At 62.9% G+C, this 17,663-nt stretch carries 17 protein-coding genes and 2 pseudogenes; 10 read left to right on the forward strand and 9 right to left on the reverse strand.

All coding sequences use genetic code 11. The features are described from left to right. Positions 1-50: 50 nt before the first annotated feature. The 5 genes and pseudogenes from ACQB61_RS02420 to ACQB61_RS02440 all read right to left on the reverse strand — a co-directional run bounded on the left by ACQB61_RS02420 (position 51) and on the right by ACQB61_RS02440 (position 3,967). Entirely contained in the window at positions 51-701 is a 651-nt protein-coding gene (locus ACQB61_RS02420; protein ID WP_430511341.1) for a LysE family translocator, read from the reverse strand. 81 nt (positions 702-782) lie between these two features. Continuing rightward, entirely contained in the window at positions 783-1,262 is a 480-nt protein-coding gene (locus ACQB61_RS02425; protein ID WP_430511342.1) for a hypothetical protein, read from the reverse strand. Positions 1,263-1,372: 110 nt separating this feature from the next. After that, positions 1,373-2,575, reverse strand: a complete 1,203-nt coding sequence (gene pcaF / locus ACQB61_RS02430; RefSeq protein WP_430511343.1) for a 3-oxoadipyl-CoA thiolase — start codon at positions 2,573-2,575, stop codon at positions 1,373-1,375. Between the two features lie 2 nt (positions 2,576-2,577). Continuing rightward, complete coding sequence (locus ACQB61_RS02435) at positions 2,578-3,249, reverse strand: 3-oxoacid CoA-transferase subunit B (RefSeq protein ID WP_430511344.1); 672 nt, start codon at positions 3,247-3,249, stop codon at positions 2,578-2,580. Then, positions 3,246-3,967 (reverse strand): annotated as a pseudogene (locus ACQB61_RS02440) (3-oxoacid CoA-transferase subunit A). Before ACQB61_RS02440 ends, ACQB61_RS02435 begins: the two are co-directional and overlap by 4 nt. 112 nt (positions 3,968-4,079) lie before the next feature. On the opposite strand from ACQB61_RS02440, the gene ACQB61_RS02445 reads away from it, so the two are divergent. Next, positions 4,080-4,838 carry an IclR family transcriptional regulator domain-containing protein gene (locus tag ACQB61_RS02445; protein ID WP_430511345.1) on the forward strand — a complete coding sequence of 253 codons (759 nt, stop codon included), beginning with the start codon at positions 4,080-4,082 and terminating at the stop codon, positions 4,836-4,838. 3 nt (positions 4,839-4,841) lie between these two features. Here ACQB61_RS02445 and ACQB61_RS02450 read toward each other — a convergent pair. Together ACQB61_RS02450 and ACQB61_RS02455 are read right to left on the reverse strand one after the other, a co-directional pair. Continuing rightward, positions 4,842-5,680 (reverse strand): annotated as a pseudogene (locus tag ACQB61_RS02450) (alpha/beta fold hydrolase). Then, on the reverse strand, positions 5,670-6,056 hold the full coding sequence (locus tag ACQB61_RS02455; RefSeq protein ID WP_430511346.1) for a hypothetical protein: 387 nt from the start codon (positions 6,054-6,056) through the stop codon (positions 5,670-5,672). Before ACQB61_RS02455 ends, ACQB61_RS02450 begins: the two are co-directional and overlap by 11 nt. 251 nt (positions 6,057-6,307) lie before the next feature. On the opposite strand from ACQB61_RS02455, the gene ACQB61_RS02460 reads away from it, so the two are divergent. The 4 genes from ACQB61_RS02460 to ACQB61_RS02475 all read left to right on the forward strand — a co-directional run bounded on the left by ACQB61_RS02460 (position 6,308) and on the right by ACQB61_RS02475 (position 8,238). Further along, a complete protein-coding gene (locus ACQB61_RS02460; protein ID WP_430511347.1) occupies positions 6,308-7,183 on the forward strand; it encodes a dioxygenase in 876 nt (291 codons plus the stop codon). 169 nt (positions 7,184-7,352) lie between these two features. Beyond that, positions 7,353-7,733, forward strand: coding sequence for a LysR family transcriptional regulator (locus ACQB61_RS02465; RefSeq protein ID WP_430511348.1), 381 nt, complete (start codon positions 7,353-7,355; stop codon positions 7,731-7,733). Next, positions 7,667-8,065, forward strand: coding sequence for a LysR family substrate-binding domain-containing protein (locus ACQB61_RS02470; RefSeq protein WP_430511349.1), 399 nt, complete (start codon positions 7,667-7,669; stop codon positions 8,063-8,065). Before ACQB61_RS02465 ends, ACQB61_RS02470 begins: the two co-directional genes overlap by 67 nt. Positions 8,066-8,070: 5 nt before the next feature. Beyond that, entirely contained in the window at positions 8,071-8,238 is a 168-nt protein-coding gene (locus tag ACQB61_RS02475) for a hypothetical protein (RefSeq protein WP_430511350.1), read from the forward strand. Positions 8,239-8,344: 106 nt separating this feature from the next. Here the strand turns inward: ACQB61_RS02475 and ACQB61_RS02480 are convergent, their stop codons facing one another. After that, on the reverse strand, positions 8,345-9,520 hold the full coding sequence (locus tag ACQB61_RS02480) for a muconate/chloromuconate family cycloisomerase (RefSeq protein WP_430511351.1): 1,176 nt from the start codon (positions 9,518-9,520) through the stop codon (positions 8,345-8,347). Positions 9,521-10,068: 548 nt separating this feature from the next. On the opposite strand from ACQB61_RS02480, the gene ACQB61_RS02485 reads away from it, so the two are divergent. Further along, positions 10,069-11,643 carry a Re/Si-specific NAD(P)(+) transhydrogenase subunit alpha gene (locus ACQB61_RS02485; RefSeq protein WP_430511352.1) on the forward strand — a complete coding sequence of 525 codons (1,575 nt, stop codon included), beginning with the start codon at positions 10,069-10,071 and terminating at the stop codon, positions 11,641-11,643. Between the two features lie 18 nt (positions 11,644-11,661). Next, the gene (locus ACQB61_RS02490; RefSeq protein WP_430511353.1) at positions 11,662-13,095 is read left to right on the forward strand and encodes an NAD(P)(+) transhydrogenase (Re/Si-specific) subunit beta; all 1,434 of its coding nucleotides are present in this window, start codon (positions 11,662-11,664) and stop codon (positions 13,093-13,095) included. A 376-nt stretch (positions 13,096-13,471) separates the two neighbouring features. On the opposite strand, the gene ACQB61_RS02495 is transcribed toward ACQB61_RS02490, so the two are convergent. Further along, positions 13,472-14,470 (reverse strand): LacI family DNA-binding transcriptional regulator, encoded by a 999-nt coding sequence (locus ACQB61_RS02495; protein ID WP_430511354.1) that lies wholly within the window; start codon positions 14,468-14,470, stop codon positions 13,472-13,474. Between the two features lie 321 nt (positions 14,471-14,791). Here ACQB61_RS02495 and ACQB61_RS02500 point away from each other — a divergent pair, with 321 nt between their 5' ends. The 3 genes from ACQB61_RS02500 to ACQB61_RS02510 all read left to right on the forward strand — a co-directional run bounded on the left by ACQB61_RS02500 (position 14,792) and on the right by ACQB61_RS02510 (position 17,663). Beyond that, on the forward strand, positions 14,792-15,766 hold the full coding sequence (locus ACQB61_RS02500; protein ID WP_430511355.1) for a TRAP transporter substrate-binding protein: 975 nt from the start codon (positions 14,792-14,794) through the stop codon (positions 15,764-15,766). 110 nt (positions 15,767-15,876) lie between these two features. After that, positions 15,877-16,386 (forward strand): TRAP transporter small permease, encoded by a 510-nt coding sequence (locus ACQB61_RS02505; protein ID WP_430511356.1) that lies wholly within the window; start codon positions 15,877-15,879, stop codon positions 16,384-16,386. Further along, positions 16,383-17,663, forward strand: coding sequence for a TRAP transporter large permease (locus ACQB61_RS02510; RefSeq protein ID WP_430511357.1), 1,281 nt, complete (start codon positions 16,383-16,385; stop codon positions 17,661-17,663). Before ACQB61_RS02505 ends, ACQB61_RS02510 begins: the two co-directional genes overlap by 4 nt.

Consider the following 17,663-nt stretch of genomic DNA (forward strand, 5'->3'; position numbering starts at 1 on the left):
CATCAACTATAGCGGCCTATCCCGCCTGTTCCGATTTCAGATCAAAGGCCTCAGCCGTGCCGTTCCAGAGCCAGTCTGAGGCCGAAGGCGATCAGGACGGAGCCGGTCAGCCCGTCGATGCCGCGTGTGAAGGACGGGCGGCGCAGCAGTCCGGCGATGGGGCGGGTCGCCAAAATGATGACGGCAAACCAGAGCGTGCCCATCAACCCGTGGATGGCGGCAAGTCCCGTACTGAAGGCCGTGACGGGCACGTCCGCCGGAATGAACTGCGGCAGGAAACTGACGTAGAAGACGCCGATCTTGGGGTTGAGAAGATTGGTCATGAGCCCGCGCCAGAACCAGCCCGCGCTGGCGCTCTGGCTTGCGGCCGCTTCCGCAGCCGCCTTTTCCAGCTGCGCCGGGTCGGCTGGACGCAGGGCGGCGCGCACCATCTTCAGACCCAGCCAGATGAGATAGGCTGCACCGGCAAACTGCATCACCCGGTATGCCGCTTCCGAGACCGCCAGCAGCGCGCCCAGTCCTACGGAGGCGGCAAAGCCCCAGGTCACGACACCGGCGGAGATGCCAAGCCCGGCGGCAAAGGCTTGTTTCGGGCCTTCCACCGTTGCGGTGCGCAGGACCAGAGCCGTGTCCAGCCCCGGCGTCAGCGTCATGAGTGCAGCTGCAATCGAAAAGGCAATGATGGCTGAAACCGGGTCCATAGCTGTCTCCGTATGCCGGCAGGGCAGGTGGTCATATTGCAGCTTTGGCGGAGGCGTCCAAGTGAGAAAACTTCAGTTTTCTCAACCCGCACGATCTAGAGGTTCTGTCAGCAGCGCTTCGGCGCGCGGGGAAAGCGGGCAGCCGCGCGCCTTCAAAAGGGCAATGGCTTCCCGCGTCAGCGCCTTGTTGGCGGTGTTGCCGGTAAAGGTGGTGGAGGAGTTTGCAAACTCGATGCAGATGTTCTGCGTGCCGATCGTGTGCCGGTAGTCCACCCGCGAGATGTTGCCGTAGGGCTCAGTACGGGTGCGGATGACCTTGCATTCCACGTGGTCAGGGTGAAACACCAGCCTGGGATTGATCGAATTGGTCGAGCGCGCCAGCCATGGCACGTATTTGCGCCCCGAGAACCCTGCCACCAGCGGAATGATGTAGCTGCCGTTGTCCTGCGTGATCCTTGCTGCCTTGGCCCTGTCTAGACGGCTTTTGACCACGAGGTAGAAGACGCCGAAGAACATCGCAAAGCACGTGACGAACAGCGCGATGAAGAGGGCAAGTTCCATGCGGCGGTCCTTTCACCGGGCAGACGGCGCGATGGCGGGTGCTTGAAGCGCTACAAGCAACCTTAAAAACCGGCCGCAGGACAAATCTGCCTGCGGCCAGCGTTATCAGATCAGACGCGTTCGATTGCCACGGCGATGCCCTGGCCGACGCCGATGCACATGGTGGCGAGCGCCAGCGAGCCGCCGGTCTTGGCGAGCTGCAGCGCCGCTGTGCCGGCAATGCGGGCGCCGGACATGCCCAGCGGATGGCCGAGCGCGATGGCGCCGCCGTTCGGATTAACGCGGGCATCATCATCGGCGATGCCGAGGTCGCGCAGCGTGGCAAGGCCCTGCGAGGCGAAGGCCTCGTTCAGTTCGATCACCGACAGCTTGTCCTGGGTAAGGCCGAGGCGGGCCAGCAGCTTCTTGGAAGCCGGGGCCGGTCCGATGCCCATGATGCGCGGCGGCACGCCGGCAGTAGCACCGCCCAGAATGCGGGCGATCGGGGTCAGGCCATAGCGCTTGGCAGCTTCCGCCGAGGCGATGATGAGCGCGGCTGCACCATCATTCACGCCCGACGCGTTGCCCGCCGTCACCGAGCCGCCGGCGCGGAACGGCGCCCTGAGTGCGGACAGCGCCTCGATCGTCGTCTCGCGGGGATGCTCGTCCTTGTCCACCACCTTCGGCTCGCCCTTGCGCTGCGGGATCATCACCGGGGTGATTTCCTCGGCAAGGCGGCCATTGGCCTGTGCGGCTGCGGCCTTCTGCTGGCTGCGCAGAGCGAAGGCGTCCTGATCGGCACGGGAGATGCCATAGTCTTCGGCCACGTTCTCTGCCGTCTCCGGCATGGAATCGATGCCATACTGCGCCTTCATCAGCGGGTTGACGAAGCGCCAGCCGATGGTGGTGTCATAGACGGCATTCTCACGGGCAAAGGCGGCATCGGCCTTGGGCATGACAAAAGGCGCACGCGACATGCTTTCTACGCCGCCTGCGATGATCAGTTCTGCTTCCCCGGCCTTGATGGCGCGGGCAGCGGCGATCACCGCATCCATGCCCGAGCCGCAAAGCCGGTTCATGGTGGTGCCCGGCACTTCGACTGGCAGGCCTGCCAGCAGCAGGCTCATGCGTGCCACGTTGCGGTTGTCCTCGCCTGCCTGGTTTGCACAGCCGAAGATCACCTCATCTACCGCACCCCAGTCGACACTGCGGTTGCGGTCCATCAGCGCTTTCAGAGGAATGGCGCCCAGATCGTCGGCACGCACGCTTGCCAAAGCACCGGCATAGCGGCCGATGGGCGTGCGGATGTAGTCACAGATATATGCGTCGGTCATCATCAAAGCTCCGGAACGATCAGGTCTGCCACGGGGCCATCCAGATGCAGCTTTGCACCGGTCTGGGCCTGCAGCGCTTCGAGCGTCAAGGCTGGCAGTTTTTCACGCAGGATGAAATGCCCCTTTTCGATGTCTATGACGGCAAGCGACGTATAGACACGGGTGACGCAGCCGACGCCGGTGAGCGGCAGGGAGCAACGCTCCACCAGCTTCGGCTTGCCGTCCTTGGTGACATGATCGGTGATGACGGCAACGCGCTTGGCTCCGTGCACCAGATCCATCGCCCCGCCAACGGCTGGCACGCCCTTCGGGCCCGTGGACCAGTTGGCAAGGTCGCCGTTCTCCGCCACTTCATAGGCGCCAAGGATGGCTACATCCAGATGGCCGCCGCGCACCATGGCGAAGCTGTCGGCATGGTGGAAGAAGGCAGCGCCTGGCTTCAGCGTCACCGCTTTCTTGCCCGCGTTGATCAGGTCCCAGTCCTCTTCTCCTTCCGCGGGCGCTTCGCCGAAGCCGAGGAGGCCGTTCTCTGTGTGGAAGATGGCCTCGCGGCCCGGCGGCTGGAACTTGGCCACCATCTCGGGAAAGCCGATGCCAAGGTTCACATAGGCGCCATCGGTGATGTCCTGCGCGGCGCGCCAGGCAATCTGGGCGTTGGAGAGCTTGCTGGTCATGGGTGATGGGCTCCTGCGCGGTTGAGGGCTTCCTCCTGCTGCGGGGAGGGCACCTCCACGATCATGTCGACGAAAATGCCGGGGGTGATGACCGCCTCCGGATCGATGCTGCCAGCCTCGACGGCGTGGCTCACCTGCGCAATGGTGCAGGCCGCGGCCATGGCCATGATCGGGCCGAAGTTGCGTGCGGCCATCCGGTACGTGAGGTTGCCGTAAGGATCGCCAGCCTCTGCCTTGATCAGCGCAAAGTCAGCCTTCAGCCAACGCTCCTGCACATAGTGGCGGCCATCAAACTCGGCCACCGGCTTGCCCTTGGCCAGATCCGTGCCATAGGCGGTGGGGGTGTAGAAGGCGGGAATGCCTGCGCCGCCGGCGCGGATGCGCTCGGCCAGCGTGCCCTGCGGCACCAGCTCCAGCTCGATCTTGCCGGACAGATACAGCTCGGTGAAGACGCGCGGATCGGCAGAGCGGGGAAGGAGCAGACCATCTTGGCGACCATGCCCTGCTCGATGAGCGCGGCAATGCCAACATGGCCGTTTCCGGCGTTGTTGTTGATGACCGTCAGGTTCTTCGGGCTGCCCGTTGCAAGGTAGCGGTCGATGAGGGCGTGAATGAGCTCAATCGGCGCGCCAGAGCCGCCGAAGCCGCCGATCATCACCGAGGCGCCATCGGGAATGCCGGCGACGGCCTCCGCAAGCGTGGCAATTCTCTTGTCCATGAATATCCTCCCTGGGAGACTTCCGGGCAGGAAGCTACGCTGCCTTGTGACGGCAGGAAACGGCTTTGTGCGGATGTTGACTTTTGTTCAATTTGCGTAACTTCTTGTGCGCATGTTGAACAAGACGGATTTCATCGCCTCCCTCGCCAAGGGGCTCAGCGTGCTGGAAGCCTTCCGGGCGGACCGTTCGCGCTTGTCCATCACAGATGTGGCCGAGGCAACGGGGCTGGACCGGGCCACCGCCCGCCGCTGTCTGCTCACCCTGCATGAGACGGGCTATGCCGATTATGACGGCAAGTTCTTCACGCTGACGCCGAAGGTGCTGCGCCTTGGCATGGGTGCGCTGGCTGCCCTGCCTCTGGCTCAGGTCGTGCAGCCCTGGCTGGATCAGCTTTCCGAACAGATCGGCCAGTCGGCCTCGGTTGCGATCCGTGATGAGTTGGAAATTGTTTATCTGGCCCGCGCTGCGCAGCGCCGGGTGATGTCCATCGGCTTGATGCCAGGTTCGCGCCTGCCGGTGCATTGCACCTCCATGGGCCGTGTGCTGCTGGCGGCGATGCCCGAGGCGGAGGCTGCTGCCCTGATCGAGCGCTGTGACCTGACCCCGCGCACCCCGCGCAGCCTGACGACGCCGCAGGAGATCATGGCCCGTGTCGCCGAGGCGCGGGCGCTGGGCTATGCCATCATCGATCAGGAGGTGGAACTGGGCCTGCGCTCCATCGCCGTGCCGGTCTATTCTTCACGCGGTCAAGTGGTGGCGGCCCTCAACGTGGGGCTCGCGGCCGTGCAGGCCAGCGCAGAGGAACTTCCAGGCCTTTACTTGCAGCCCCTGCTGAAGGTTCAGGAGGGGCTGCGCCGCGTCATCCGCTGACGTTTATTTGGGCATCCGCGCCAGCGCATCGGCGAAATAGGGCCGGAAGCCTTCCGGATGCTCAGACATGGGAAAGTGGCCCAACTCCGGCATGATGGTGAGCGTTGCGCCGGGAATGGCATCGGCGGTACGCTTTGCGTCTTCCGGCGTACAGGTCATGTCATATGCGCCGGCCATCACATGCACGGGGGCTTTGGCGGTGTCGATCTTGCCCAGAAGCGGGATCAGGCTGTCATCGCGGGTGTAGAAGGACAGATCCCCCGGAACACGCCCGGTCCCGACTGCCGGAACATCCAGAGCGTCCAGTTGCGCTCCTTCGCAGGCGCGTAAGGGGAAATGTTGGTGGAGACGAGGGCCGCCCCCATCTCGCCGCCGTGGGCGTCGGGCCTGTCGAACCAGTCAATATCATACCACGCGGGCTGGAAGTCCGACGCCTCGATGGCAATGAAGCCTGCAAAAAACCCCGGATGCCTTGCCGCGATCTGCAGGGCAATGCGCCCGCCCATGGAGCAGCCCGCCAGAACGGGCCGCTTTAGCTTCAGCGCAGCACAGACGGCCAGAACCGTCTCGATATAGGCTTCCGTCGTCAGCAGGTACTCTTCCCGCTCGAAGCCTTCCGGTGGCAGGGACTTGCCGTGCCAGGGCATATCGAAAGCGTGGAAGCAGTTCTCCGCCGTCAGCCCGGCATCATTGAGAACGTGCCGCCACTGGCGGGTGTCGGCGCCAGCCGTATGCAGGCACAGAACGGGGCGTCCCTCGCCAGCCGTTTCCACATAGATGCGCTGGGCCCGGCCTTCGATGGTGAGGTTGAGGTAGCGGCCCGTGATGGGTTCAAAGCTCATGCTGCACTCCCTTGCGCGGCAGGGCGAGGACTTCCTTGATGAAACGCAGGTTCTTGACGAGGCTCAGCATGTCGCCGTCGATGCGGCCGCGGCCTGTCTTCACCAGCGCGAAGATGTCGTGAAAGCCGGGCTTGGGATGCATCTGCCAGAACTCGTTCAGCGCCTCCCGGTCCGTGCGGAAGGCAAAGCGCCAGGGCGTCTTGCGGCTGGGGCCGGGCACCACTTTCACCAACTGTCCATCGCGGAACGTCAGATAGATCTCTTCGCCGTCAATCTCGATGAGAACCGTCTCGCAAAACAGCTGCCCCAGCCGCAAAAGATCCGGCCTTGCGGCAATCGCCTGCGTCAGCCCTTCAAATACCGTGATCATGCTCATGTCTGCGTTCCGTCCTCCCGCATAGCTCAGGGCAAAGGCTCGCCGCTGCGGGGCACTGCTGCAATGATGCTGCCGGTATGTGCTGATACCGGGCAAGGCCTGCACAGGTTTCGGGCTTGCCTGGCGCCACCTCAGTCCTGAGTATCGGCCCATACCCGCGCCGTCATTGGCGCAGCCCGGACCGGGGCGGATAGTTCTGCCACGGGAGGCGCGGCGCAGTTCCTGCACCCGCCGCCGCGAGGGAGGTTCGCATGAGCAGTGTCACGATTGAGAATGTCACCGGAGTGGTGATCGAGTCCCTGGGCAAGCATGGCCCGATTACAGAGCGCAACAGGGAGATCATGACCTCCCTCATCCGTCATCTGCATGATTTTTGCCGGGACGTGAAGCTGCAGCACCACGAGTTCATCGCCGCTTGCCAGTATTTGGCCCGCGCCGGTCAGGTCTGCGACGACAAGCGTCAGGAGTTCATTCTGCTGGGCGATATTCTCGGTGTCGAGGTGCTGTGCGACATGCTGACCAACACGGTAGATGGCGCAGAAAGCGAGTCCACCGTGCTTGGGCCCTTCTACCGGGAGCATCCGCCGGTTCTGCCCAAGGGCGCGACCACCGCGCAGACCCACTTTGACGGCGAGGAGACCGTCTATGTGGAGGGTTATGTGCGTGACGCGGAAGGCACGCCGGTGGCTGGTGTCACCATTGATATTTGGGAAGATGCGCCCAACGGTCTTTATGAGAACCATGATCCGGCCCAGCCGGACTTCAACCTGCGTGGCCGCTTCGAGACCGACGAGAACGGCCACTATGCCATGCGCGCCCTGCGCCCGGTTCCCTATCCGATCCCGGACAACGAGACGGCCGGAGAATTGCTGCGCATGATGGGGCACCACCCGAACCGGCCGGGCCACTTGCACATGCTGCTGGCCAAGGATGGCTACCGTACGCTCGTCACGCAGATCTACGATTCCGAGTCCCGCTGGCTGGACGAAGACTCCGTCTTTGCCGTCAAGGACAGCCTGATCGGCACCTTCGAGCCGGGCCGCGCCGAACACGGCACCGACCTATACCTGCGCTTCGACTTCGTGCTGAAGGACGCTGCCGCTGAACAGCAGATTGCTGCCGAATAACGGGCAGAAGCTGAGCGAAAACAAGGGCCGCCCCGGCATCTGCGGGGCGGCCCTTTATGTTTGTGCTGCCGCCTGGATAGCCATTCTGTGCATCGCAACATATGAATTACTTCACAATTCACGTTTTCTGCATCATGCTCTCCCGCGTGCAGAGGGGAGACTGCCGGACATGAATATCAAGCAATTGGAGTATTTCATCGCGCTGGCGGAGGAGCTGCATTTTGGCCGGGCGGCGGAGCGGCTTGGCATGGCACAGCCGCCACTGTCGCGCCAGATCAAGCAGATCGAGGAAGACCTTGGCGCGCTGCTGTTCAACCGGGGGCGCAATGCCATCACGCTGACGCAGGCCGGAGAGCGGCTTTATGCGCGTGGTACGGCGCTGCTCTCCGAGTTTGCCGACATCAAGCTGGAGATCCGCCGCATTGGCCAGGGGCGGAAGGGCGGCTGCGCATCGGCTTTGTCGGCTCAGCTACCTACGGCCTGTTGCCTGCGGTTCTCAAGAGTTTCCGCGCAGCCTGTCCGCAGGTCAGCCTCAGCCTCTATCCGATGAACAACGGCGACCTGCACCGGGCCTTGGTGCGCCGGGAGATCGACATTGCCATCGCCCGCCCGGCCATCGAGGATGCCGAGGTTATCAGCCGCAAGCTTGTGGATGAGGAACTTGTGGTGGCCGTGCCCGAAGCGCTGGATCTGCCCACGCGGCCCATCCGCCTTCCACAATTGCAGGATGAGACCTTCATTCTCTATCCGGAAACCCCGCGCCCTTCCTTTGCTGACTTTGTTTTGAAAGCCTGCAGCGATGCAGGAACAGAGGTAACGCGCCGCGTCTTCACCATGGATCTGCAAACTGCGCTGGCGCTTGTCTCCGTGGGGGAGGGGTGACCATCGTGCCGAAATCCGTCGGCGCGGTGCAGCGCAACGGCATCCGCTTTCACGCACTGGAGGGCTTTGCGGCGCGCACTGCCATTTCGGTCAATCACCGCCTGGATGAGCAGGGCATCCACGTGCACAACTTCGTCGTTACCGCCCAGAAAGTGGCGCGCAAGCTGATCTGATACCAATGCTCGATGAGCTTGGCTTGTCGAGCATGGGTTAAGCCCGTGCGGCGCTTGAGCAATTTCAAGGCGTGATGCGTCAGCATCGAAAGCCTTGGTATGAGCGTCACTGACCAGCGATGGCCGTCTGATGCCGTGTGCGGTCACGGCGGTAGAAGGCAACCTTGTCCGCGTCCAGCGCAACGCCGATGCCAGGACCTTGCGGAATGGCAACGGTGAAATCCTGATAGTGAAGGGGTTCTGCGAGAATATCCTCGGTCAGAAGCAGCGGGCCGAAGAACTCGGTGCCCCATTGCAGCACGGGAACAGTGGCGAAAAGCTGCAAGGCGGCAGCGGTGCCCAGCCCGCTTTCCAGCATGGTGCCGCCGTAGAGCTCGATCCCGGCCGCGCTGGCGATGGAGATGACGTCCCGCGCCGGTGCCAGCCCGCCGGACTGACAGACCTTCACCGCATAGACATCCGCCGCCGGACCAGCCATGGCGACCCGCATGGCATCCCCCGGCCCTTGCAGCGCCTCATCGGCCATGACGGCGATCTCGTAGCCATCCGTCAGCTTGCGCAGGGCGGAAAGTTCATCCCGGCCCACCGGCTGCTCCACAAGAATGCAGCCTGCGTCCTGCAATCCCTTCAGGCCCCAGCGGGCATCCTGCAGGCTCCAGGCCTGATTGACATCGACCCGCACCGTACCGCGCCCGCCAACTGCCTTGGCAATGGCGGCTACATGGGCAATGTCGTCGCGGACCGCGCGCTTGCCGATTTTAAGCTTGAAATCCCGGTGCCGCCGCTCGTCCAGCATCCGCTCCGCCTCGGCAATGTCTGTGGCGCTGTTGCCGGAAGCCAGCGTCCAGGCGACAGGCAGCCGCTCGTGGATGGCGCCGCCAAACAACGCTGAAACAGGCACGCCAAGCCTACGGGCAAGGCCATCCCACAGCGCCGTCTCGACGCCCGCACGGGCAATCGGATTGCCGCGCACGGTCTTGTCCATGAGCGCCCGCAGAGTCGTGATGCGGTTGCCGTCTTCTCCCTTGAGGGCTGGCGTAATATAGCTGTCGATAGCCAGCTTGATGCTCTCCACGCTCTCCGGCCCGTAGGAAAGCCCGCCGATGGAAGCCCCTTCGCCAAGGCCTTCCGAACCATCGGAAAAGCGGATGCGCACCAGCACCACTGACTGCGACTGCATGGTCGTCATCGACAGCACATGCCCGCGGATCGTCGGCACGTCGACGATGATGGTCTCGATCATCTCGATCCTGGCGGGATGGGAAAGGGCAGTCACGGTCATGATGGGCCTGTTATCGTTGTGCATCGGCCAGAGCATCAGCCTCTGGTCGGGCCCTGTCCAATACCTCACGGGTTTGACGCGATACCGGCCTGGCAGGCTCCACTGCCTCTACTGCCGCTAGTTCTGTCATCGCACTGCGGCAGAAAACCAGCATACTAGCATATGAGATTCGGCAGTTTGGCCGCCCGAGGCCCCGCAACGGAGAGGCCGTCCAGGCCTATTGTTGAGATTCCTGCAATTTAATTTAGCTTCCGAAGTAATTTTATTACCGAATGGCGGCTGAAGTGCGGTTCCGGCGGTCTCGATTTGCTGCGAGAAACGCCAAACTTTCCAACCTTGCCAGGCTATTCGGGCAAGGTTGCGCAAGATTGTTGCGTAGAAGCGATTGTTGAGAAAAATCTTGATAAAGAGGGCGCGTATTTTCTTGCGCAGTGCGCTAGTGTGTCTCATCAAGCTCCTTGTGGTTCATGCAATCCGTCTGCAGCAGAAGGGTGAAATGGCCTTGGGGCTGGGGGACGGAAAAGCCATTTTCTATATCGAGGTACGGGATGAAGATTGGATCACCGCGCGAGGTCATTGACGGGGAAGCGCGCGTCGCGATGACCCCCGACAGTGCCGCGCAACTGCAGAAGCTCGGCTACAGCTGTGTCATCGAAAGCGGGGCAGGCAAAGCCGCCGGTTTTTCTGATGAGGCCTACCGCAAAGCCGGTGTGGAAGTTGCAGCTTCGGCTGCAGACCTTTTCGCCGCTGCGGACATCATCGCCAAGGTGCGCCCGCCGCTGGACAGCGAAGTTGCGCTGCTTGGCGAAGGCAAAACGCTGATTTCCTTCTTCTATCCGGCGCAGAACAAGGAGCTGCTGGAAAAGGCGAAGGCCACCGGCGCCAATGTGATCGCCATGGACATGGTGCCGCGCATCTCGCGCGCCCAGAAGATGGACGCCCTGTCCTCCATGGCCAACATCGCCGGCTACCGCGCCGTGATCGAGGCTGGCAACAACTTCGGCCGCTTCTTCACCGGCCAGGTGACGGCTGCAGGCAAGATCCCGCCCGCCAAGGTGCTGATCATCGGCGCAGGTGTTGCCGGTCTTGCCGCCATCGGCACCGCCACCTCGCTGGGTGCAGTCACCTATGCCTTCGACGTTCGCCCGGAAGTGGCTGAACAGATCGAATCCATGGGCGCCGAGTTCGTCTATCTCGACTTCGCCGATCAGGTGCAGGACGGCGCGGCCACCGGTGGCTATGCAGCTCCCTCCTCGCCGGAGTTCCGCGAAAAGCAGCTGGAGAAATTCCGCGAGCTGGCGCCGGACATGGACATCGTCATCACGACGGCGCTCATCCCGGGCCGCGATGCGCCCAAGCTGTGGCTCGCCGACATGGTTGCGGCCATGAAGCCGGGTTCGGTCATCATCGACCTTGCAGCCGAGCGTGGCGGCAACTGCGATCTGACCGTCGCCGACCAGCGCGTCGTCTCGGACAATGGCGTCATCGTCATCGGCTACACGGATTTCCCGAGCCGCATGGCCGCCCAGTCCTCGACGCTTTATGCCACCAACATCCGTCACATGATGACCGACCTGACCCCCGCCAAGGACGGTCAGGTTGTGCACAACATGGAAGATGACGTGATCCGCGGTGCGACCGTCGCTTTCAAGGGCGATATCACCTTCCCGCCTCCGCCGCCGAAAGTGCAGGCCATCGCCGCACAGAAGCCGAAGGAAAAGGCCAAGGAACTGACGCCGGAAGAAAAGCGGGCGCAGGAAGTGGCTGCCTTCAAGGCGCAGACGCGCAATCAGGTGGCGCTGCTCGCTGGCAGCGGTGCCCTCATCCTGCTGGCCGGCCTTTTCGCTCCGGCAAGCTTCATGAGCCACTTCATCGTCTTCGTGCTGTCCTGCTTCGTCGGCTTCCAGGTCATCTGGAATGTCTCGCACTCGCTGCACACGCCGCTGATGGCCATCACCAATGCCATCTCCTCGATCATCATTCTGGGTGCTCTGATGCAGATCGGCTCTGGCAGCTTCCTGGTGATCCTGCTGGGCGCGCTGTCAGTGTTCATGGCCGGCATCAACATCTTCGGCGGGTTCATGGTGACCCGGCGCATGCTTGCCATGTTCCAGAAGTCGTAAGAGGGCGGGAGAAACACGATGGAATATGGTTTCACCACAGCCGCTTACGTTGTTGCGGCAGTACTTTTCATTCTCTCGCTGGGTGGCCTCTCGGGGCAGGAAAGCGCCAAGCGCGCCGTCTGGTACGGCATCGCCGGCATGGGCCTTGCTGTTGCTGCAACGCTCATCGGGCCGGGCTCCGGTCTCTGGGTCCTGTCCGTGCTGCTGATCGCCGCTGGCGGCGTCATCGGCTGGATCGTGGCTCAGCGCGTCCAGATGACCGAGATGCCGCAGCTTGTGGCGGCCATGCACTCGCTGGTCGGCCTTGCGGCGGTCTTCATCGGTTACAACGCCCACATCGAACTGGTGCGCGTTCTGGCCATGGACGAGGCCGCCCGTGCCTCGCTCGAAGGCTTTGCCGCCGTGCTGGCCCACAAGAATGGCGTCGAGCAGGTCATCCTCAAGGTCGAGGTGTTCCTCGGCGTCTTCATCGGTGCAGTCACCTTCACCGGCTCCGTCATCGCCTTCGGCAAGCTGGCCGGCAAGGTGGATGGCAAGGCGAAAAAGCTGCCGGGCGGCCATGTGCTGAACGCCAGCGCGGCGATCCTCTCGCTCATCTTCCTGTTCATGTATGTGAATGGCGCGGGCGTGTGGACGCTGATCCTGATGACGCTGCTGGCCTTCTTCATCGGCTACCACTTGATCATGGGCATCGGCGGCGCCGACATGCCGGTGGTCGTGTCGATGCTGAACAGCTACTCGGGCTGGGCAGCGGCTGCCATCGGCTTCTCGCTGTCGAACGATCTGCTGATCGTCGTCGGCGCGCTGGTGGGCTCCTCGGGCGCGATCCTGTCCTACATCATGTGCAAGGCCATGAACCGCTCCTTCGTGTCGGTCATCCTGGGCGGCTTCGGCGGCACCACGGGTCCGGCCATGGAAATCGCGGGCGAGCAGATCGCCATCGATGCGGAAGGCGTGGCTTCGGCCCTCAACGATGCGGACAGCGTCATCATCGTTCCGGGCTACGGCATGGCCGTGGCGCAGGCGCAGCAGGCCGTGTCGGAACTGACCCGCAAGCTGCGGGCCGCCGGCAAGGAAGTGCGCTTCGCCATTCACCCGGTGGCAGGCCGTCTGCCGGGCCACATGAACGTGCTCCTCGCCGAAGCCAAGGTGCCCTACGACATCGTGCTGGAAATGGACGAGATCAACGATGACTTCCCGAACACCGACGTGGTGATCGTCATTGGCTCCAATGACATCGTCAACCCGGCAGCTCAGGAAGACCCGAACTCGCCAATCGCCGGTATGCCCGTTCTGGAAGTGTGGAAGGCCAAGCAGGTCTTCGTCTCCAAGCGCGGTCAGGGCACGGGCTATTCCGGCATCGAGAACCCGCTGTTCTACAAGGAGAACACGCGCATGTTCTACGGCGACGCGAAGAAGTCCGTCAGCGAACTGCTGCCGATGATCAAGTAAGATCCCTAAACCGGATCACCCAGGGCGGAGCGGGCAACCTCTCCGCCCTTTGTTTTTGGTTGGGGGCGATCTGACCAGCCTGGGTCTTGCCACCGCTCCAGTTCAAGGCAGGGATTCGTCCCGGACGAAGCGAAGCGGAGATCCGGGAACCACTCGTTTCCAGAGCGGTGAGACTGTCTTGCATAGGGATGGTAGGCGTTGGCCGGAAGGCTCAGCACACAGGCCTCTCAGCAAGCGAGTGGTCCCCAGGTCTGCGCGTCGCTTCGCCCGGGGCGACCGCCTGAGCTGGATTGCAGGCAGTGCGCCGCTCACACGTGAGGGGGACGCTGGCGCTAACAGTTGCAGTCTGTTGCGTAGCGCTTCAGACCCGTCCCTCTTACGCCGAAGCCCCTCGCAGCAACCGGAAGCCTGTGTCGAGGCGGGTGGGGGTGGGGGTGCCGTGGAAGCGGGAGAGGATCATGGCGGCGGCTTGTTCGCCGATGCCTGTACGGCCGGATTCGATGGTGGTGAGCGGGCAGGGCAGCTGCTGGCCGATGTCGAGGCCGTTGAAGCCGCAGATGGCAATGTCTTCCGGCACATCAAGGCCTGCTGCCATGCAGTGGAAGATGCCGCCGACGGCCATGTCGTCGTTGGAATAGCATATGGCTTGCGGCCGTTCCGGGGCCTCTGCCAGAAGCCGGGCGGTTAGTTCCCGGCCAAGCGCCACGGAAGAGGGAGCAGGGGCGGTGAGTTCAGCGGTGATGCTGGCGCCGGTCTCTCTTGCGGCAGCGAGGAAGCCCTCCCGCCGCTTTCCGGCGCGCCGGTCGGCCTCAAGATCGTGGCCGATATAGGCGAGGCGTTCATAGCCCCGGCCAGTCAGGTAGTAGCCGATGGCTTTGCCTGCCTGCACCTGTGAAATTCCGGCGGCCATGTCGATGGGCTCGATGTCGCAATCCATGATCTCGACAATGGGCACATCCGCCTGCTCCAGCATCTTGCGGCTGATATCCGTCAGGCCCGCCGTGCCGATGACGAGCGCAGCCGGGCGCCAGGCAAGGATGGTGCGGATCATCACCTCCTCGCGCTCCGGCAGGTAATCGGAGACGCCGAGAATCGTGTGGTATCCGGCAGCGGTCAGCTTGCCTTCCAGCCCCTGCAGAACCTGCGGAAACACGTTGTTGGTGAGGGAAGGGACGATGACGCCGATCTGGTTGGAGGCAGATCCCGCCAGTGATCCGGCAATCCGGTTGGGCAGATAACCGAGCTGCTGGGCCGCCTCTGCCACCTTCTTTTGCGTTTGCGGGGCCACATTGGCGCCATTGCGCAGCGCCCGCGAGGCGGTGATCTCGCTGACACCGGCAAGTTCCGCCACCTGACTGAGCTTCACACGCTTCATGCTGCATCATCCGCAAGGACTTGGCTGATGGTTGGAGAATGTCAGAAATGATCAGCGCTGTCATTTGCAGAATTTGCGGAAACGAGCGGATTCTCGCTGAAAATGTAGTTCCATTATGATCGGATTTGATGGATTGACAGCGCTGTCATGAGTGCATTACCGTTTCCGCATGCTGGTCTGGGAGGACCGGCGCGCAAGGGCCGGGATGCTGCCGCATGAAAAGCGTGGCGTCCGGAACTTGCCAGATCGGGTCTGCCCGGCCGGGAGAGGCGGGGCGCGTCTGTCCGGTGGTCCGGGCAGGCAATCAGGAGGAAAACCGCCGTGTTTCATTTCAGAAATCTGATGCTTGCTGCCAGTGCGCTGGCGCTCACCGCAGGTGCTGCACAGGCTCAGGAAGTCATTACCGTCGCCCACGCCATTTCCGCCCAGTCGCATTACGGTGCTGGCGCGCGCGCCTTCATCGCCAAGCTGGAAGAGCTGTCTGGCGGCAAGTACACCGGCAAGGAAGCCCCGGCCAGCACCCTCGGCGGCGAGCGTGACATGATCGAAGGCCTGCAGATCGGCTCCATCGACGTGGTGATCACGTCCAGTGGTCCGCTTGGCAATTTCGTGCCGGAAGTCTATGCCCTCGACCTGCCGTTCCTCTTCCGTGACTATGCCCATGCCCGCAAGACACTGGATGGTGAAGTTGGACAGGAGCTGCTGGCCAAGATCAGCGAGAACAATCTCGTTGGCCTTGCCTGGTCGGAGAATGGCTTCCGCCACATCACCAACTCCAAGAACGCCATCGCAGCGCCCGATGATCTGAAGGGCCTCAAGGTGCGCACCATGGAAAACAAGGTGCACATGAAGGCCTTCACGGACATGGGTGCCGCACCGACGCCGATGGCCTTCCCGGAAGTCTTCGCCGCCCTGCAGCAGGGTGTCGTGGACGGGCAGGAGAACCCGATCCCGGTGATCACCGCTTCCAAGTTCTGGGAAGTGCAGAAGTACATCTCGCTCACGGGCCACGTTTACTCTCCGGCCGTCGTGCTGGCCTCGCCCATCCGCATGGATGCCCTGAGCGAGGAAGAGCGTGGCTGGTTCATGGAAGCGGCCAAGGCCTCTGTCGCGGCCACCCGCGCCGAAGTGGACAAGCAGGAAGCCGAAGGCGTGAAGCTGATGAAGGACAACGGCATGGAAGTGACCATGACCGTGGACAAGGAAGCCTTCGCCAAGATCGCTGAGCCGTCCTACGAGATCTACACCAGCCAGTATGGCCCGGAGATGATCGAGCGCATCCGCGCCGTTCAGTAAGGCTTTTCCAGCGGTCCGGGTATAGCCGGGCCGACCTCAAGACACCCCGGCGGGCTGCCGGCCGTTATGCGCCGGCAGCCCGTTCCCTTCCGCTCGGGTGAGGCGTCATCATGTCCTTCCTTCTCAAAATCGATGAAATCCTGTCGGAAACGGCCTTGCGGCTGGCGATGGCGTTTCTGGTCATCGCCACGGTCATGGCGCTTTATCAGGTGACGACCCGCTTCGTCTTCGGCACGCCCTCCACCTGGTCGGAAGTTGCGGCCCGTTCCGCGATCATCTGGTGTGTTTTCCTTGGCGCGGCCGGTGCCATCCGCAGCGGCTCGATGATCTCGATGGAGATTGTCCAGCGCTCGCTGCCCCGCCGCCTCGGCCTTGCCCTCTATCAACTGGCGATGCTGCTCTCCTTCATCTTCTTTGTCATCCTGTTCTGGCAGGGCTGGAACATGACCGGGCGGGTGGTGCGCCAGACGCTTGCAGCCCTCGAGATTTCCATCGCCTGGGTCTATGCCGCGCTGCCGGTGGGGGCTGTGTTTGCCTGCATTGCCATACTTGGCGCCATGCTGCGCGCCGCACGCGATGGCATGCCGGGTGACGCGCCGGTGGAAGGAGCGCAGGGATGAACGCCGTCATTGCTGTATCGCTTCTGGTCTTTTTCTTCATGGGCGTGCCGATTGCCATTGCCATCGGCCTTGCCTCCATTGCCGGCATTCATTTCGGCAGCAATCTGCCGCTGCTGCTCGTGGCGCAGCGCATGTTCGTCGGGCTGGACAGCTTCCCGCTGATGGCCATCCCGCTCTTCATCCTGGCTGGCAATCTGATGTCCGCAGGCGGCATTTCGCGGCGGCTGGTGGAACTGGCCAAGGCGCTGGTCGGCGGCATCCAGGGCGGGCTTGCGTGTTCCTGCGTGCTTACCTGCATGATGTTCGCCTCCGTTTCCGGCTCCTCCGTTGCCACCACCTTTGCCATCGGCTCCATCCTTATTCCGGCGATGGTGAAGCACGGTTATGGCAAGCCGCTGGCCGCTTCCATTCAGGCAAGCTCCGCCGAACTCGGCGTGCTCATTCCCCCGTCGATCCCGCTCATCCTCTATGGTGTTTCGACGGAAACTTCGGTGGGGCAGCTCTTCATCGCGGGCTTCGGCCCCGGCCTTCTGGTGGCCAGTGCGCTGATGGTGACGGTCATGATCATCTGCCGCCTGCGCGGTATCGGCATCCATGATGGTGAGGACCGGCAGGCGCTGTGGCCCGCCTTTGTCAATGCGGTTCCGGCGCTGCTGGTGCCCTTTGTCATCATCGGCGGCATCTATGCGGGCGTGTTCACGCCGACGGAGGCCTCCGTCGCCGCTGTGGCCTGTGCGCTTGTCATTGGCATGGTTTTCTACCGGGAACTGCCGCTGAAGGCGCTGCCCGGCATCCTGCGCCAGACGGTGATTTCCACCACCACCATCATGCTCATCATCTCGGCTGCGGCGCTGTTCTCCTTCCTCATTGCCCGCTCCGGCCTTCCGGGCGAGGTGGCCAACTGGATCAAGACGGTCTTCTCGGAGCCCTGGTCCTTCCTGCTGGCAGTGAACGTGCTGCTGCTGATTGTCGGCATGTTCATTGAAACGTCGGCGGCCATTCTGGTTCTGGCTCCGATCCTGACGCCGGTTGCGGTCAGCTTCGGCATCAGTCCGGTGCATTTCGGCCTCATCATCGTCGTCAATCTGGCGCTCGGCATGATCACGCCGCCACTCGGGGTCAATCTCTTTGCTGCCTGCGCCGTGGCGAAAATCCCGCTGGAGAAGATCATCCCGCAGCTCATCTGGTTCGTGCTGGTGGTGTTCTTCTGCCTGATGCTGATCACCTACATTCCGGCGATCACGCTGTGGCCGGTCGAAATCTTCATGGGGTCCTGA

It is taken from the genome of Pannonibacter phragmitetus (assembly GCF_050510895.1).
Taxonomy (GTDB): domain Bacteria; phylum Pseudomonadota; class Alphaproteobacteria; order Rhizobiales; family Stappiaceae; genus Pannonibacter; species Pannonibacter phragmitetus_B.

What these genes read in the sequence shown, in the direction of transcription:
- ACQB61_RS02495 (WP_430511354.1), bottom strand. Translation starts at nt 14,470, where the DNA reads ATGAAGCGTGTGAAGCTCAGTCAGGTGGCGGAACTTGCCGGTGTCAGC.
- ACQB61_RS02480 (WP_430511351.1), bottom strand. Translation starts at nt 9,520, where the DNA reads ATGACCGTGACTGCCCTTTCCCATCCCGCCAGGATCGAGATGATCGAG.
- ACQB61_RS02465 (WP_430511348.1), top strand. Translation starts at nt 7,353, where the DNA reads ATGAATATCAAGCAATTGGAGTATTTCATCGCGCTGGCGGAGGAGCTG.
- ACQB61_RS02490 (WP_430511353.1), top strand. Translation starts at nt 11,662, where the DNA reads ATGGAATATGGTTTCACCACAGCCGCTTACGTTGTTGCGGCAGTACTT.
- ACQB61_RS02460 (WP_430511347.1), top strand. Translation starts at nt 6,308, where the DNA reads ATGAGCAGTGTCACGATTGAGAATGTCACCGGAGTGGTGATCGAGTCC.
- ACQB61_RS02435 (WP_430511344.1), bottom strand. Translation starts at nt 3,249, where the DNA reads ATGACCAGCAAGCTCTCCAACGCCCAGATTGCCTGGCGCGCCGCGCAG.
- ACQB61_RS02510 (WP_430511357.1), top strand. Translation starts at nt 16,383, where the DNA reads ATGAACGCCGTCATTGCTGTATCGCTTCTGGTCTTTTTCTTCATGGGC.
- ACQB61_RS02425 (WP_430511342.1), bottom strand. Translation starts at nt 1,262, where the DNA reads ATGGAACTTGCCCTCTTCATCGCGCTGTTCGTCACGTGCTTTGCGATG.
- pcaF (WP_430511343.1), bottom strand. Translation starts at nt 2,575, where the DNA reads ATGACCGACGCATATATCTGTGACTACATCCGCACGCCCATCGGCCGC.
- ACQB61_RS02485 (WP_430511352.1), top strand. Translation starts at nt 10,069, where the DNA reads ATGAAGATTGGATCACCGCGCGAGGTCATTGACGGGGAAGCGCGCGTC.
- ACQB61_RS02505 (WP_430511356.1), top strand. Translation starts at nt 15,877, where the DNA reads ATGTCCTTCCTTCTCAAAATCGATGAAATCCTGTCGGAAACGGCCTTG.
- ACQB61_RS02455 (WP_430511346.1), bottom strand. Translation starts at nt 6,056, where the DNA reads ATGAGCATGATCACGGTATTTGAAGGGCTGACGCAGGCGATTGCCGCA.
- ACQB61_RS02420 (WP_430511341.1), bottom strand. Translation starts at nt 701, where the DNA reads ATGGACCCGGTTTCAGCCATCATTGCCTTTTCGATTGCAGCTGCACTC.
- ACQB61_RS02445 (WP_430511345.1), top strand. Translation starts at nt 4,080, where the DNA reads ATGTTGAACAAGACGGATTTCATCGCCTCCCTCGCCAAGGGGCTCAGC.